15 protein-coding genes are annotated in these 15,860 nt (G+C 69.5%); 3 read left to right on the top strand and 12 right to left on the bottom strand.

The features are described from left to right. Positions 1–50 precede the first annotated feature (50 nt). The 3 genes from ACZ6KO_RS17545 (at position 51) to ACZ6KO_RS17535 (ending at position 3,907) form a co-directional block, all read left to right on the top strand. The gene (locus ACZ6KO_RS17545) at positions 51–1,238 is read left to right on the top strand and encodes a sensor histidine kinase (protein ID WP_469305007.1); all 1,188 of its coding nucleotides are present in this window, start codon (positions 51–53) and stop codon (positions 1,236–1,238) included. Then, positions 1,235–1,891: a response regulator gene (locus tag ACZ6KO_RS17540; protein WP_469304821.1), complete on the top strand. Its 657-nt coding sequence runs from the start codon at positions 1,235–1,237 to the stop codon at positions 1,889–1,891. The genes ACZ6KO_RS17545 and ACZ6KO_RS17540 overlap by 4 nt, the downstream gene beginning before the upstream one ends. Before the next feature lie 126 nt (positions 1,892–2,017). Further along, complete coding sequence (locus ACZ6KO_RS17535; RefSeq protein ID WP_469304820.1) at positions 2,018–3,907, top strand: glycosyl hydrolase family 18 protein; 1,890 nt, start codon at positions 2,018–2,020, stop codon at positions 3,905–3,907. Between the two features lie 170 nt (positions 3,908–4,077). Here ACZ6KO_RS17535 and ACZ6KO_RS17530 read toward each other — a convergent pair whose 3' ends face one another. The 12 genes from ACZ6KO_RS17530 to ACZ6KO_RS17475 all read right to left on the bottom strand — a co-directional run bounded on the left by ACZ6KO_RS17530 (position 4,078) and on the right by ACZ6KO_RS17475 (position 15,501). Next, positions 4,078–4,524: a DUF2550 domain-containing protein gene (locus tag ACZ6KO_RS17530; protein ID WP_401454125.1), complete on the bottom strand. Its 447-nt coding sequence runs from the start codon at positions 4,522–4,524 to the stop codon at positions 4,078–4,080. Positions 4,525–4,671: 147 nt separating this feature from the next. Next, the gene (locus ACZ6KO_RS17525; protein WP_401454127.1) at positions 4,672–5,046 is read right to left on the bottom strand and encodes a F0F1 ATP synthase subunit epsilon; all 375 of its coding nucleotides are present in this window, start codon (positions 5,044–5,046) and stop codon (positions 4,672–4,674) included. Positions 5,047–5,189: 143 nt separating this feature from the next. Then, positions 5,190–6,632 (bottom strand): F0F1 ATP synthase subunit beta, encoded by a 1,443-nt coding sequence (gene atpD / locus ACZ6KO_RS17520; protein ID WP_469304819.1) that lies wholly within the window; start codon positions 6,630–6,632, stop codon positions 5,190–5,192. After that, positions 6,632–7,549: a F0F1 ATP synthase subunit gamma gene (locus ACZ6KO_RS17515; RefSeq protein ID WP_469304818.1), complete on the bottom strand. Its 918-nt coding sequence runs from the start codon at positions 7,547–7,549 to the stop codon at positions 6,632–6,634. Before ACZ6KO_RS17515 ends, atpD begins: the two co-directional genes overlap by 1 nt. A 20-nt stretch (positions 7,550–7,569) precedes the next feature. After that, positions 7,570–9,165 (bottom strand): F0F1 ATP synthase subunit alpha, encoded by a 1,596-nt coding sequence (atpA, locus tag ACZ6KO_RS17510; RefSeq protein ID WP_469304817.1) that lies wholly within the window; start codon positions 9,163–9,165, stop codon positions 7,570–7,572. 129 nt (positions 9,166–9,294) lie between these two features. Next, the gene (locus ACZ6KO_RS17505; RefSeq protein WP_469304816.1) at positions 9,295–10,110 is read right to left on the bottom strand and encodes a F0F1 ATP synthase subunit delta; all 816 of its coding nucleotides are present in this window, start codon (positions 10,108–10,110) and stop codon (positions 9,295–9,297) included. Continuing rightward, a complete protein-coding gene (locus ACZ6KO_RS17500; protein WP_469304815.1) occupies positions 10,107–10,652 on the bottom strand; it encodes a F0F1 ATP synthase subunit B in 546 nt (181 codons plus the stop codon). Before ACZ6KO_RS17500 ends, ACZ6KO_RS17505 begins: the two co-directional genes overlap by 4 nt. 37 nt (positions 10,653–10,689) lie before the next feature. Next, complete coding sequence (locus tag ACZ6KO_RS17495) at positions 10,690–10,938, bottom strand: ATP synthase subunit c family protein (protein WP_030008695.1); 249 nt, start codon at positions 10,936–10,938, stop codon at positions 10,690–10,692. Positions 10,939–11,011: 73 nt separating this feature from the next. After that, positions 11,012–11,848: a F0F1 ATP synthase subunit A gene (atpB, locus tag ACZ6KO_RS17490; RefSeq protein ID WP_469305006.1), complete on the bottom strand. Its 837-nt coding sequence runs from the start codon at positions 11,846–11,848 to the stop codon at positions 11,012–11,014. Positions 11,849–12,058: 210 nt separating this feature from the next. Next, a complete protein-coding gene (locus ACZ6KO_RS17485; protein ID WP_401454138.1) occupies positions 12,059–12,505 on the bottom strand; it encodes a hypothetical protein in 447 nt (148 codons plus the stop codon). Between the two features lie 264 nt (positions 12,506–12,769). Then, entirely contained in the window at positions 12,770–14,155 is a 1,386-nt protein-coding gene (locus ACZ6KO_RS17480; RefSeq protein ID WP_469304814.1) for an MraY family glycosyltransferase, read from the bottom strand. Positions 14,156–14,271: 116 nt separating this feature from the next. Then, positions 14,272–15,501: a serine hydroxymethyltransferase gene (locus ACZ6KO_RS17475; RefSeq protein WP_469304813.1), complete on the bottom strand. Its 1,230-nt coding sequence runs from the start codon at positions 15,499–15,501 to the stop codon at positions 14,272–14,274. Positions 15,502–15,860 lie beyond the last annotated feature (359 nt).

The following is a 15,860-nucleotide window of genomic DNA, read 5'->3' as shown; positions in this document are numbered from 1 at the left end:
TGTACGGGGGAATCCGCTCCCGCGCCGAGGCCCCGGCAGCCCCCACCGTGTTGGATGGTGCCGTGAAGATCTTCCGCCCGCACCGTGACGACGTGCTCCTCGCCGCGGCCAGCGTGACCCTCGGGCTGATCCTGTGGAGCCTGGGCGTGCACTCCAACGGCGGCCGCCTCCTCCCGCCGTGGGCGACCCTGGTCCCGCTGCTGACACTGGGCGTGCTGGGGCTGCTGCGGCGCACCTACCCCGAGACGGCGATGCACCTCGGCACCGTCGCGATCATCGCGGACCAGTTCACGGTCGGCAATCTGGCCTCGATCCTGATCTTCACGGACCTGATGTACGCCGCAGTGGTCTACGGTCGTCCGGCCCTGGCCCGGCGGCTGCCGATCGCCACCGGCCTACTGACGGTGGCCGTCACCATCACGGCGGTCGCCTACTTCCGCACCCCGCAGTCCCTGCTGATCGGAATCGTGTTCGGCATCGTCAGCTTCGGCCCGGCCCTGACCGGCGCGACCCTGCGCAACCACCGCGAGGCGGCCGAGGCGGCCCGGCTGCGCGCCGAGCAGACCGCACTGCTGGCGGAGATCGACCGGGCCCAGGCGGTGGTCGCCGAGCGGGCCCGGATGGCGCGCGAGCTGCACGACATGGTGGCCAACCACCTGTCCGCCATCGCGATCCACTCCACCGCCGCGCTGTCCATCGACGCGCCGGAGACCAGCCGGGAGGCGCTCGGCGTGATCCGCGAGAACAGCGTGCAGGGGCTGGCCGAAATGCGTCGTCTGATCGGACTGCTCCGGGATGCCGGGGCCGAGCAGGAGCCGGTGGCGGTGCCCAGTCTGGACGGGCTGGAGAGCCTCCTGGCCCAGGCCCGGGTCAACGGGAAGGCCAGTGGTCTGGACTTCCGACTGGAGGACCTGCGGCGACCGGGCGAGGCCCTGCCGACGCCGGTCGAGCTGGCGGCGTACCGGATCGTGCAGGAATCCCTGACCAACGCGATCAAGCACGCGGCGCCCGGTACGGTCACGGTCCGGGTGGAGCGCACGGACACGGAGGTGAGGGTGTCGGTGGATTCGCCGTACGGGGACCGGCCGGGGCCGCGGGCGCCGGGCTCGGGTGCGGGCCTGGTGGGCATGCGGGAGCGTACGGAGCTGCTCGGCGGGGAGTTCGAGGCGGCGCGCGCGGGCGCGCGGTGGCAGGTGCGGGCGGTGCTGCCCGCCGAGGAGAAGGTGGTGAGCGCATGACGATCCGGGTACTGGTCGCGGAGGACCAGAAGGCGGTACGGGCGGGCCTGGTGCTGATCCTGCGCAGCGCGGGCGACATCGAGGTCGCGGGCGAGGCGTCGGACGGCGAGGAGGCGGTGCGGCTGGCCCGTGAGCTGCGGCCGGACCTGGTCCTCATGGACGTGCAGATGCCCCGGCTCGACGGGGTCTCGGCCACCCGCCAGGTGGTGGCCGAGGGTCTGGCGGACGTGCTGGTGCTGACCACCTTCGACCTGGACGAGTACGTCTTCGGGGCGCTGCGGGCGGGGGCGGCCGGCTTCCTGCTGAAGAACGCGGAGGCGCACGAGCTGATCGAGGCGGTGCGTACGGTGGCGCGCGGCGAGGGGCTGATCTCGCCGGCGGTGACCCGCCGGCTGATCGCGGAGTTCGCCGCCCCGGCCGCGGTGCGCGCGCCGGCCCCGTCCCCGGAGCGGGCGGCCGCCCTGGAGAGCCTGACCCGGCGGGAGCGCGAGGTGCTGTCGTGCCTGGGCGAGGGCCTGTCGAACGCGGAGATCGCGCGGCGGCTGGAGATGGCGGAGGCGACGGTGAAGACCCATGTGAGCCGGCTGCTGGGCAAGCTGGAGCTGCGCAGCCGGGTCCAAGCGGCGGTCCTGGCCCAGGAGTTGGGCGTCTAGCGCCGCGACCGGGCAGTGAGGTCTGGACCTCTTGACGGTTGGTCCAGACCTTTCTACGCTCGCCACCATACTGTGGTGAGCGTGCCATGACAAAGCGTGCTCACGGGCGGCGCAGGTCCCACCCCCATGTCGACGTCGTCCCCGCGGCTGCGACGGACCTACGGAGGAGCACCCTTGAGCACAGCACTCCCGCTACGCACCCGATTCCTCAGAAGACTGGCGGCCACCGTGGCCGCCCTCTCCCTCCCCGTCGCCGGACTCGTGGCCCTGGCCGGCCCCGCCGAGGCCGCCGCCTCCGCCTCCGCGACGTACACCAAGGTCTCCGACTGGGGCTCCGGCTTCGAGGGCAAGTGGACGATCAAGAACACCGGGACCACCACCCTCACCAGCTGGACCGTCGAGTGGGACTACCCCTCGGGCACGCGGGTGACCTCGGCCTGGGACGCCACCGTCACCAACTCCGGCAACCACTGGACCGGTAGGAACGTCGGCTGGAACGGCACCCTAGCACCGGGCGCCACCATCAGCTTCGGCTTCAACGGCGCCGGCCCCGGCGCCCCCACCGGCTGCAAGATCAACGGAGCGTCCTGCGACGGCAGCCAGCCCGGCGACGCACCCCCCTCCGCCCCCGGCGCCCCCCAGGCCTCCGGCATCACCGAGACCTCTCTGACCCTGAGCTGGGCCGCCGCCACCGACGACAAGGGCGTCAAGAACTACGACGTCTACCGCAACGGCGCCAAGGTCGCCACGGTCACCGGCACCACGCACCACGAGACCGGCCTGACCAAGGGCACCACGTACGACTACAACGTGATCGCCCGTGACACCGCCGACCAGACCGGCGCCTCGTCCGTCCACGTGTCCGTCACCACCTCCGGCGGCGTCAATCCCCCGGACCCGGGCGGCAAGGTCAAGCTCGGCTACTTCACCGAGTGGGGCGTCTACGGGCGCAACTACCACGTGAAGAACCTGGTCACCTCCGGCTCCGCCGCGAAGATCACCCACATCAACTACGCCTTCGGCAACGTCCAGGGCGGCCGGTGCACCATCGGTGACGCCTACGCCGACTACGACAAGGCCTACACCGCCGACCAGAGCGTCGACGGCGTCGCCGACACCTGGGACCAGCCGCTGCGCGGCAACTTCAACCAGCTGCGCAAGCTGAAGAAGCAGTACCCGGGCATCAAGGTGCTGTGGTCCTTCGGCGGCTGGACCTGGTCCGGCGGCTTCGGCCAGGCCGCGCAGAACCCCGCCGCCTTCGCCCAGTCCTGCTACGACCTGGTCGAGGACCCGCGCTGGGCCGACGTCTTCGACGGGATCGACCTGGACTGGGAGTACCCGAACGCCTGCGGCCTGTCCTGCGACACCAGCGGCCCCGCCGCCCTGAAGAACATGATGCAGGCCATGCGCGCCAAGTTCGGCGCGAACAACCTGGTCACCGCAGCCATCTCCGCCGACGGCTCCAACGGAGGCAAGCTCGACGCGGCCGACTACGCGGGCGCGGCCCAGTACGTCGACTTCTACAACGTCATGACGTACGACTTCTTCGGCGGCTGGGCGGCCCAGGGCCCGACGGCCCCGCACTCCCCGCTCACGGCGTACGCCGGCATCCCGCAGGACGGCTTCAACTCCGAGGCCGCGATCACCAAGCTCAAGGGCAAGGGCATCCCCGGCTCCAAGCTCAACCTCGGCATCGGCTTCTACGGCCGCGGCTGGACCGGCGTCACCCAGGCCGCCCCCGGCGGCACCGCCACCGGCCCGGCCCCGGGCACGTACGAGCAGGGCATCGAGGACTACAAGGTCCTGAAGAACAGCTGCCCGGCGACCGGCACCGTCGCCGGCACCGCCTACGCCAAGTGCGGCAGCAACTGGTGGAGCTACGACACCCCCGCCACCATCGCCGGGAAGATGACCTGGGCCAAGAACCAGGGCCTCAAGGGGGCTTTCTTCTGGGAGTTCAGCGGCGACACCGCCAACGGTGAGCTCGCCAACGCGATCCACACCGGTCTCCAGTAACCCCACGTACGCGCGAGCACCGGCGAAAGACCGAAGCCGGGGTGACGGGTCCGCCCCCCTCACCCCGGCTTCTCCACGTCCACGTCAACGGCCGCACGTCGCGGCCCTAGGCGACGTTCACCCTCCCCCAGACTTCGTCCGGGGGGACCCCCATACAACGGGCAAGGAAATCAGGCCACATTCACCCGTTGTCCAGGAGGCGCCGCCTCCAGCCAGGCCAGGAAACCGGTCAGCGCGTCCTCGCTCATCGCCAGCTCCAGGCGCGTCCCGCGGTGGAGACAGCCGAGCACGACGGCGTCGGACAGCAGCGCCAGCTCCTCCTCGCCCTCCGGGGCACGGCGGGCCAGCACCTCGATCGAGCTCCGCTCCAGCAGCCGGCGCGGGCGCGGCGAGTAGCTGAAGACCCGGAACCACTCGATCCGGTCACCGCTGTAGCGGGCCACCCCGTAGACCCAGCCCTTGCCGGACAGGTCGGGCGCCTCGGCGACCCCCCAGCGCAGGGAGCAGTCAAAGGTGCCGCCGGATCGCTGGATGAGCCGCCGGCGCAGTCCGAACACGAAGAGCCCGATCACCACCAGGGCGACGACCAGGCCGCTCACAAGCAGAGCGAGGAGCATCTTCACCGACCTCCTCGCTCATCCAAGTCACAGCAACGAATACAGCATCAAGCAAACCCGCACCTGCATCGCCTCAGCCGCGACCCGCCCCGGAAAATTCCGGCGCGGACCGCGGCTGAGGGGTAAAGCTCTCGTCGGCTACGGGGCTCAGTGCCCCGCGACCGCGCGCAGCCGGACTTCGGCGCGCCGCTCGGCGGCCGCGTCCGTCTCCGTCTTGGCGCGCTCCAGTGCCCGCTCCGCGCGCTGGACGTCGATCTCGTCCGCGAGCTCGGCGATCTCGGCCAGCAGGGACAGCTTGTTGTCCGCGAACGAGATGAAACCGCCGTGCACCGCGGCGACGACCGTGTTGCCCTCGCTGGTACGGATGGTCACCGGGCCCGATTCCAGCACACCGAGAAGCGGCTGGTGACCGGGCATGACGCCGATGTCGCCGGACGTGGTGCGCGCGACAACGAGCGTGGCCTCGCCGGACCAGACGCTCCGGTCCGCCGCCACCAGCTCGACGTGCAGCTCAGCAGCCAAGGTTGGCTCCTCGGGTCACCACCCGGCACATCCGCCGGGTGTTGGGTCAAATTCTAATGGGCGTGGGGAGAGGGACGGGACGCACCCGTCCCTCTCCCGACAACGTCGATACGGCATGCACTCCCGTGGGGGAGCGCGCCGGATCAGGAGACGCCCAGCTCCTTGGCGTTGGCCTTCAGGTCCTCGATGCCACCGCACATGAAGAACGCCTGCTCGGGGAAGTGGTCGTACTCACCGTCGCAGATCGCGTTGAACGCGGCGATCGACTCGTCGAGCGGAACGTCCGAACCGTCCACGCCGGTGAACTGCTTGGCGACGTGGGTGTTCTGCGACAGGAAGCGCTCGACACGACGGGCACGGTGGACAACGAGCTTGTCCTCCTCGCCCAGCTCGTCGATACCGAGGATCGCGATGATGTCCTGGAGGTCCTTGTACTTCTGCAGGATCCCCTTGACGCGCATCGCGGCCGAGTAGTGGTCCGCGGCGATGTAGCGCGGGTCCAGGATCCGGGACGTGGAGTCCAGCGGGTCCACGGCCGGGTAGATGCCCTTCTCGGAGATCGGACGGGAGAGAACCGTCGTCGCGTCGAGGTGGGCGAAGGTGGTCGCCGGCGCCGGGTCGGTCAGGTCGTCCGCGGGGACGTAGATCGCCTGCATCGAGGTGATCGAGTGACCACGGGTCGAGGTGATGCGCTCCTGGAGGAGACCCATCTCGTCGGCCAGGTTCGGCTGGTAACCCACCGCGGAGGGCATACGGCCGAGCAGGGTCGACACCTCGGAACCGGCCTGGGTGTACCGGAAGATGTTGTCGATGAAGAAGAGGACGTCCTGCTTCTGCACATCGCGGAAGTACTCCGCCATGGTCAGACCGGCCAGGGCGACGCGCAGACGGGTGCCCGGGGGCTCGTCCATCTGGCCGAAGACCAGCGCGGTCTTGTCCAGAACGCCGGAGTCCGACATCTCCTCGATGAGGTCGTTGCCCTCACGGGTACGCTCACCGACACCCGCGAACACCGACACACCGTCGTGGTTGTTGGCGACGCGGTAGATCATTTCCTGGATCAGAACGGTCTTGCCGACACCGGCACCACCGAACAGACCGATCTTTCCACCCTTGACGTACGGGGTGAGGAGGTCGATGACCTTGACGCCGGTCTCGAACATCTCGGTCTTCGACTCGAGCTCGTCGAAGTTCGGGGCCTTGCGGTGGATCGCCCAGCGCTCGGTGACCTCGGAGTTGGCCTCCGGGTAGTTGAGCACCTCACCCAGGGTGTTGAACACCTTGCCCTTGGTGAAGTCGCCGACCGGGACGGTGATGCCCGCGCCCGTGTCGGTCACCGGGGCCTGGCGGACCAGACCGTCGGTGGGCTGCATGGAGATCGTGCGGACCATGCCGTCGCCCAGGTGCTGGGCGACCTCGAGGGTCAGCGTCTTGAGCGCGCCGTCCTCGGCCGGGTCGGCCACCTGCACGGTCAGCGCGTTGTAGATGTCGGGCATCGCGTCGACGGGGAACTCCACGTCGACGACCGGGCCGATGACCCGGGCGACGCGGCCCGTGGCGGCGGCCGTCTCAACAGAGGTCGTCATTACTTGTCACTCCCCGCGGTCGCGTCGGCCATGGCGCTCGCGCCACCGACGATCTCGCTGATTTCCTGGGTGATTTCGGCCTGGCGGGCCGCGTTGGCAAGCCGGGAGAGGCTCTTGATGAGGTCTCCGGCGTTGTCGGTCGCCGACTTCATCGCGCGGCGGCGGGCGGCGTGCTCGGAAGCAGCCGACTGCAGCAGTGCGTTGTAGACACGGCTCTCGACGTAGCGCGGCAGCAGGGCGTCGAGGACGTCCTCCGCCGACGGCTCGAAGTCGAACAGCGGAAGGATCTCGCCCTTCTTGCTGGTCTCCTCCGCGGCCTTGTCGAGGCTGAGCGGCAGCATCCGGCCGTCGACCGCGTTCTGCGTCATCATCGACACGAATTCCGTGAAGACGATGTGCAGCTCGTCGACGCCACCCTCGGCCGTGTCGGCAGAGATGGCCTCGATCAGCGGCGCCGCGACGCGCTTGGCGTCGGCGTAGTCCGGGCTGTCGGTGAAGCCGGTCCACGAGTCCGCGACCTTGCGCTCGCGGAAGCCGTAGTAGGCGACACCCTTGCGGCCGACGATGTACGTGTCGACTTCCTTGCCCTCAGCGCGCAGCCGCTCGGTGAGCCGGTCGGCCTGCTTGATGGCGTTCGAGGAGTAGCCGCCGGCCAGACCGCGGTCGCTCGTGATGAGCAGGACCGCGGCGCGGGTCGGGGTGTCGGCCTCGGTGGTCAGGGCGTGCTTGGTGTTCGAACCGGTCGCCACCGCGGTCACCGCACGGGTGAGCTCGGTCGCGTACGGCATCGACGCCGCCACCTTGCGCTGCGCCTTGACGATGCGCGAGGCGGCGATCATCTCCATCGCCTTGGTGATCTTCTTGGTCGCCGTGACGGCACGGATGCGACGCTTGTAGACCCGGAGCTGCGCTCCCATGAGTCAGGTCCCTTCCGTCGTCACTTGGAGACGTTGACGGCCGGCGCGTCCTCGCCCAGGAGCTTGCCGTCCGAGGTCTCGAACTGCCGCTTGAAGCCGGCGACGGCGTCACCGATCGCGGTGATGGTGTCGTCCGACATCTTCGCGCCCTCGCGGATGGAGGTCAGGAGGTCCTTGCGCTCGCGGCGCAGGTGCTCCAGCAGCTCCGACTCGAAGCGGCGGATGTCGTTGACCGGGACGTCGTCCATCTTGCCGGTGGTGCCGGCCCAGACGGAGACGACCTGCTCCTCGACGGGCATGGGCTGGTACTGGCCCTGCTTGAGCAGCTCGACCATGCGCTTGCCGCGCTCCAGCGCGGACTTCGACGCGGCGTCCAGGTCGGAACCGAAGGCGGCGAACGCCTCCAGCTCGCGGTACTGGGCCAGGTCGACACGCAGACGGCCGGACACCTGGCGCATCGCCTTGTGCTGGGCCGAGCCACCGACGCGGGAGACCGAGATACCGACGTTCAGCGCCGGGCGCTGGCCCGCGTTGAACAGGTCGGACTCCAGGAAGCACTGGCCGTCGGTGATGGAGATGACGTTGGTCGGGATGAACGCCGAGACGTCGTTGGCCTTGGTCTCGACGATCGGCAGACCGGTCATCGAACCGGCGCCCATGTCGTCGGAGAGCTTGGCGCAGCGCTCCAGCAGACGCGAGTGCAGGTAGAAGACGTCACCCGGGTAGGCCTCACGGCCCGGCGGGCGCCGCAGCAGCAGCGACACGGCGCGGTAGGCGTCGGCCTGCTTCGACAGGTCGTCGAAGATGATCAGGACGTGCTTGCCGGCGTACATCCAGTGCTGGCCGATGGCGGAACCGGTGTAGGGCGCCAGGTACTTGAAGCCGGCCGGGTCGGACGCCGGGGCGGCGACGATCGTCGTGTACTCGAGCGCGCCGGCCTCTTCCAGGGCGCCACGCACGGAGGCGATGGTCGAGCCCTTCTGGCCGATGGCGACGTAGATGCAGCGGACCTGCTTGTTCACGTCGCCCGAGCGCCAGTTGTCGCGCTGGTTGATGATCGTGTCGACGGCCAGAGCGGTCTTGCCGGTCTGACGGTCACCAATGATCAGCTGACGCTGGCCGCGGCCGATCGGCACCATGGCGTCGACGGCCTTGTAGCCGGTCTGCATGGGCTCGTGCACCGACTTACGGACCATGACGCCCGGGGCCTGCAGCTCGAGGGCGCGGCGGCCCTCGGTCGCGATCTCACCGAGACCGTCGATCGGGTTGCCGAGCGGGTCGACAACGCGGCCGAGGTAGCCCTCGCCGACGCCGACGGAGAGAACCTCACCGGTGCGCTGCACCGGCTGGCCCTCCTCGATGCCGCTGAACTCGCCGAGGACGATCGCACCGATCTCGCGCTCCTCGAGGTTGAGGGCGAGACCGAGGGTGCCGTCCTCGAACTTCAGCAGCTCGTTCGCCATGGCGGAGGGCAGGCCCTCCACCTTCGCGATGCCGTCGCCGGCAACGCTGACCGTACCGACCTCCTCGCGCGAGGCCGCGTCCGGCTTGTACGACTGGACAAAGGTCTCCAGCGCGTCCCGGATCTCCTCCGGCCGGATCGTGAGCTCCGCCATCTGGGTTCCCTGCTCTCCTTGTTGGGCCTGAAGCTTCTTAGGGGTCTGGGGGCGACCCCCAGGAATCTTCTGCAAGTTCTGCACGGCCCAACCGGGCCGCTGGAAATGCTTCTTTACGTTGTGGCTCGGTCAGCCGGCCATGCGACGGGCTGCCTCGGTCAGACGGTCCGCGATGGTCCCGTCGATGACCTCGTCGCCGACCCGCACCAGGATCCCGCCGAGGACCTCGGGGTCCACGTCGAGGTTCAGGTGCATCGGGCGGCCGTACAGCTTGGCCAGCACCGCGCCGAGACGCTGCTTCTGCGCGTCGCTGAGCGGCACCGAGGTGATCACCGTGGCGACCATGCGGTTGCGACGCTCGGCGGCGAGCTTGGAGAGGGACTCGAGTCCCCCCTCCAGGCTACGTCCACGCGGGTGCGTGACGAGCCGGACGACCAGCCGGGCGGTGACCGCGTCGGCCTTGCCGCCGAGCAGGCTGCGCAGCAGCTCGCCCTTGGCGGCGGCGGAGGCCGCCTTGTCGGTCAGCGCGGAACGCAGCTCGGTGTGCGAGGCGAGGATCCGGCCGAACCGGAACAGCTCGTCCTCGACGTCGTCGAGCGTGTCGCCCTGCTGGGCCGCGGAGAGGTCGGCGAGGTTCGCCAGCTCCTCCAGCGAGTCCACCAGGTCGCGCGACTGCGACCAGCGGGACCGCACCATGCCGGACACCAGGTCGAGGGTTTCCCCGCTGACCTGGCCGTTCAGCAGGCGGGCGACCAGCTCGGCCCTGGCCTCGCCGGCCTGCGCCGGGTCGGTGAGGACCCGACGCAGCGAGACCTCGCGGTCGAGCAGCGCGGTGACGGAAGCCAGCTCGCCGGCGAGCTTCGCCGCGTCGACGGACGTGTTGTCCGTCAGCGCGTCGAGACGCTCGCGCGCGGCGGCCAGCGCCTCGCGGCTCGCTCCGTTCATCGGGCAGCCTCGGCCTTCGCCTCGAGCTCGTCGAGGAACCGGTCGATCGTGCGGCTCTGGCGGGCGGAGTCCTCGAGGGACTCGCCGACCAGCTTGCCGGCCAGGTCGACGGCGAGCTTGCCGACGTCCTGACGCAGCGCCTGCGAGGCGGCCTTGCGGTCGGCCTCGATCTGGGCGTGGCCGGCAGCGATGATCTCCTCGCGCTGCCGCTGGCCCTCTGCGCGCAGTTCTTCCTTGAGCGCAGTGCCCTGCTCCAGCGCGTCCTGGCGCAGGCGAGCGGCCTCGTGACGGGCCTCGGCGAGCTGGGCCTTGTACTGCTCCAGCACGCTCTGGGCCTCGGTCTGAGCCGCTTCGGCCTTCTCGATACCGCCTTCGATGGCCTCGCGACGCTCGTCCAGAACCTTGTTGATGTTCGGGAGGAGCTTCTTGGCGAGGACGCCGAAGACGATGACGAAGGCGATCAGACCGATGACCAGCTCGGGAATCGGCGGGATGAGGGGGCTCTGAGCCTCCTCGGCCGCAAGCTGAACCAGAGGGTTCACATCAGTGCCTTCCGTCTAAAAGGTTTCGCTACCGCGATCAGGAGGTCGGGTAGACGAACGGCATGACCAGACCGATGAGGGCGAGCGCCTCACAGAAGGCGAAGCCGAGGATCTGGTTGGCGCGGATCAGGCCGGCAGCCTCGGGCTGGCGGGCCAGGGCCTGGGTGCCGTTACCGAAGATGATGCCGACGCCGACGCCGGGGCCGATGGCCGCGAGGCCGTAACCGATGGAGCCGAGGTTGCCCTTGATTTCGACGCCAGCAGCGAGGGTCTGGAGAGCGGACATGCCGGTTCTTCCTTCTCTTTCATGGACCGATGGGGGTTGGCCACCGGACGACACTTGGTTTGGAGGTGGGCGGTCAGTGGTGCTCGGCGACGGCGCCCTGGAGGAAGCTGCAGGCCAGCAGCACGAAGACGTAGGCCTGGACAGCCTGGATGAAGAGCTCGAAAGCGGTCATCACGATGACCATCACGAACGAGACGCCCGCGTAGGCGATGCCGATCCCGTTCAGGAGGTACCAGCTGGCGATCGTGAAGAGCAGCAGCAGGGTGTGACCGGCGAACATGTTCGCGAACAGTCGGACCGCGTGGGTGAAGGGGCGGACGATCACGTTCGAGAAGAACTCGATCAGCATGACCAGCGGAAGGATCCCGCCGAGCGACTTGTCGTAGCCCGTGAGGTTCTTCAGGCCGCCGACGAAGCCGTGGCGCTTGAAGGTGACCGACATCCACATGACGTAGATGATCAGGGCGAGGCCGGCCGGGTACGCGATGACCGAGGTCACCGGGAACTGGGCGATCGGGATGATCGACCACAGGTTCAGGATCCAGACGAAGAAGAACGTCGCGACCATGAAGGGGACGTACTTCTCGCCCTCCTTCTTGCCCAGCGTCTCGTAGACGATGCCGCGGCGGACGAAGTCGTAGCCGGCCTCGGCGACCATCTGGAGCTTTCCGGGCACCATCTTCGGCTTGCGGAAAGCCGCCCAGAAGAAGCCGACGATGATGACGGTCCCGAGCAGGGCGAGCAGCATCGTCTTGTTGAAGTAGACGTTGCTGTTCGCGTCGCCGAAGATCGGCTCGAACAGGAACGAGTGCAGGCCAGGAGCCGGGAAGCCACAGCCGTCGAAGATGTGGCAATCGGTCTCGAAGGCGAGCACCTGCGTCGGGTCAGCACTCACCGCGGGCTCCTTCAGCGTGGCGCATAGGTACGGCAACCTCGTTGTGTCGGCGCGGCGCACAGCCGCGGTTCGGCACGGGACTGGTCTTACGGATGTGGGGGCGGCTTGCAGGCATTGAGCCTCGCGATGGGGCAGGCGTCAGCTCAGATGCCCGCGCCCGCGATGCCGCAGTTGGCACCGGACGATAGCAGGATCTCGAACGAGCACTTATTCCGCCCCTACCGTTCACGACGAGGACCCCGTGTTTTTGGGCTTCTCACCCTTGTCACGCTGGGCGGACTCGGGTTCGACGTAAAGGGTCTTGGCCTTCATGTGCGCGCGCGTCTGCGCGGCGATCCAGGCGAGGGTCGCCGCGACGATGGTGATCGCGAATGCTCGTGGGTTGAACAGCGTCGTGTTCTTGAACACGGCGACGAAGACGAAGAGCAGGAGGATCTGGGTCGTGTAGAGCGCCAGACCCATCATCTGGAACAGATTCGGAAGCGATCGCGCCGTGCGCTGCAGGATGACGAAGCCGATCCCCATGAACACGATCACGACGAGCGTCGCCACGACCGCCCCGATGGCACCCTTCCCGCCCGCGACGACACCACACACGACCGCGGCCACGAGGCCGACGGCAGCGGTGGGTACCGCGGTATGCAGAAGGGACCGGGCGTCATCAGACAGCATGGCGCATTGCTCCGCGTGATGGTGGGGGTCTACGGGACTCGTCGGGACGAGCGTAAGCCCGGTACGAGGTGTCGCCTCGGGCCAATGGACCGTCGCACTACGGTCCTTCGGCTCTGTCGCCGGGTTTAGTGAACGGTATCACAAAGTATTTGATGAGAGCTTTACCTGGCAGGTGTGCTGACTGTCACACATGAGGGCTAACCCGCCCGTGTGTGCACGACACGCCACCGGTTTGTCTGCTAATGAGGCCCGGCGTCCGAATCGTCAGCGCGCCGATTCGGCCTTCCGTCGGTCGGGGAAGCGCGAACGGGCGCCCAGGGCGGTCGCGCCGTTGACGCCGTGCACCCCGACCGCACCCGTGCCGGCCGGGGTGCCCGCGGCCCCAGGGGCCCCTGTGGCGCCCGTGACGGCGGCCGTGCGGGGCTCCGGCTCCCTGCCCGAGGTGTCCTGGGCGGCGGCCTCCGCGGCGGCCTCCGCGGCCCGCCGGGCGTACCGGTAGCGCGGCGGCACCAGGCCCTGGGCCCAGTGCGGGACGCGGGGGGTGAAGCGCGGCAGCAGGAGCAGGAGCAGGCCCACGGCGCTGAGGGCGACGATCGCGAGCACCATCCACATCGAGGCCGAGTTCACCGAGTACGCCACCGCGCCGAAGGCGATCAGCGCCGACCAGAAGTACATGATCAGGACGGCCCGGCTGTGCGAGTGGCCGATCTCCAGCAGCCGGTGGTGCAGGTGCCCGCGGTCGGCCGCGAAGGGCGACTGTCCCTTCCAGGTGCGCCGGACGATGGCCAGGACCAGGTCGGCGACCGGGATGGCGATGATGGTCAGCGGCAGCAGCAGCGGGATGAAGACCGGGAACATCGCGTGCGTGGCGTTGCGCTCGCCGCCCGCGAAGAGGGCCAGCGCGTCCGGGTCCACCTGACCGGTGATGGAGATGGCGGAGGCGGCCAGCACCAGGCCGATGAGCATCGAGCCGGAGTCGCCCATGAAGATCCGGGCGGGATGCATGTTGTGCGGCAGGAAGCCCAGGCACATGCCCATCAGGATCGCGGCGAAGAGGGTGGCCGGGGCGGCGGCCTCGATCGCGTAGCCGTACCAGATCCGGTACGAGTACATGAAGAACGCGGCGGCGGCGATGCAGACCAGGCCGGCGGCGAGCCCGTCGAGGCCGTCGACGAAGTTGACCGCGTTGATGGTGATGACGACCAGGGCGACGGTGAGCAGGGTGCCCTGCCACTGGGTGAGCGAGACGGTGCCGATGCCGGGGATCGGGATGAACAGGATCGTCAGGCCCTGCATGACCATCACGCCGGCGGCGATCATCTGGGCGCCGAGCTTGATGAGGGCGTCGATCTCGAACTTGTCGTCGAGCACGCCCACGAGCCAGATCAGCGCCGCGCCCGAGATCAGCGCGCGCGGCTCGTTGAGCGCGAAGACGCCGTTGAGGTTGTCCAGGTGGTCGGCGACCAGCAGGCCGGCGCACAGGCCGCCGAACATGGCGATGCCCCCGAGCCGCGGAGTGGGCTCGCGGTGCACGTCGCGGGCGCGGATCTCCGGCATCGCACCGGCCGCGATGGCGAACTTGCGCACCGGTCCGGTCAGCAGATAGGTCACCGCGGCCGTGACGCAGAGCGTCAGCAGGTATTCACGCACGGGCTGCCCCAGATGTATCGCCGGCCATCTCAGCCCCACACATTAGCTGCGATGTCCCCCTGGGCGAGGACGCGAGGAGGCCTCCACCCGGTTCCTGAACGCCCCTCTTGACCTGATTACACCCCGTACGGGGGAAATTCCTGGGCGAGCTCGGCCACCTCCTTACGGGTCTGGGCCGCGTCCTTGCGCAGGGCCGCGGTGAACAGGGCGGCGATCCTGGCCATCTCCTGCTCGCCCATGCCCTGGGTGGTGACGGCGGCCGTCCCCAGGCGGATGCCGCGCTGCTCGCCGTACGGCAGGGCGCAGGTGTCCAGGACCAGCCCGGCGGCGGCGAGCCGGCCGCGGGCGGTGGGGCCGTCGACGCCCAGCGGCGCCGTGTCGGCGGTGATGAGGTGGGTGTCGGTACCGCCGGTGGTGATGGCGAAACCGCGGTCGGCGAGCGCATCGGCGAGGGTGCGCGCGTTGGCGACGACGCGGTGCGCGTACGTCGCGAACGCGGGCCGGGCCGCCTCGCCGAACGCGACGGCCTTGGCGGCGATGGTGTGCATCTGGGCGCCGCCCTGGGTGAAGGGGAACACCGCGCGGTCCACGCGCTCGGCGAGCTCGGCGCCGCACAGGACCATGCCGCCGCGGGGCCCGCGCAGCACCTTGTGGGTCGTGGCGCACACGACGTCCGCGTACGGCAGCGGGCTGGGCGCCGCACCGCCGGCGACGAGACCGATGGGGTGGGCGGCGTCGGCGATGAGATAGGCGCCGACCTCGTCGGCGATCTCCCGGAAAGCGGAATACTCCAGGTGGCGCGGATAGCAGATCGAGCCGCACACGATGGCCTTCGGACGGTGGGTGTGCGCCAGCTGCTGGACCTGCTGGTAGTCGATGAGCCCGGTCTCGGCGTCCACCCCGTAGCCCACGAAATCGAACCAGCGGCCGGAGAAATTGGCGGGCGAGCCGTGGGTGAGGTGGCCGCCGTAGGGCAGCCCCATGGCCAGGACGGTGTCCCCGGGCTTGAGCAGGGCCGCGTACGCCGCGAGGACGGCGGCGGAACCGGAATGCGGCTGCACGTTGGCGTGCTCGGCTCCGAACAGCGCGCACGCCCGCTCGACGGCGGTGCGCTCGGCGAGGTCGGCGTACTCGCAGCCGCCGTGGTGGCGGGCGCCGGGGTAGCCCTCGGCGTACTTGTTGGCGAGCACGGAACCGAGGGCGGCGAGGACGGCCCGGGAGGTGAAGTTCTCGGCGGCGATCAGCTGCAGGGAGCTCGCCTGCCGCTCGGCCTCCCCCGCGAGCACGTCGGCCATCTGCGGATCCTGCCGCCTGAGCAGCTCCGCCGGCTCGCTGACAACGGTCATGGCGCGACTCCCGGTCCGGGGGTTACGGGGGTACGCCCACTGTAGGCCCGTGCCCCGCGCTCCGCCCGACGGGATGCGAGCGGCTCAGCGCGGGGCCGTGACGCCCGTCAGGGCCGTGACCACCGGGTCCAGGGCCTGGTTGAGCCCCTCCCCCACGTACCCCTCGCACCACTCGGCCCCCAGGGGGCCTCCCGGGCATCGGCGCACTGCGCCGGCCTCCGGCCGTCGGACGGGGCGGATCCGGACGGGGCCCCTGACACCCGTCAGCGCGGGGCCGTGACGCCCGTCAGGGCCGTGACCACCGGGTCCAGGGCCTGGTTGAGCCCCTCCCCCACGTACCCCTCGCACCACTCGGCCCC

The organism is Streptomyces sp. NPDC042102 (assembly GCF_055582305.1).
This window is presented reverse-complemented; position numbering and strand designations above follow the sequence as displayed.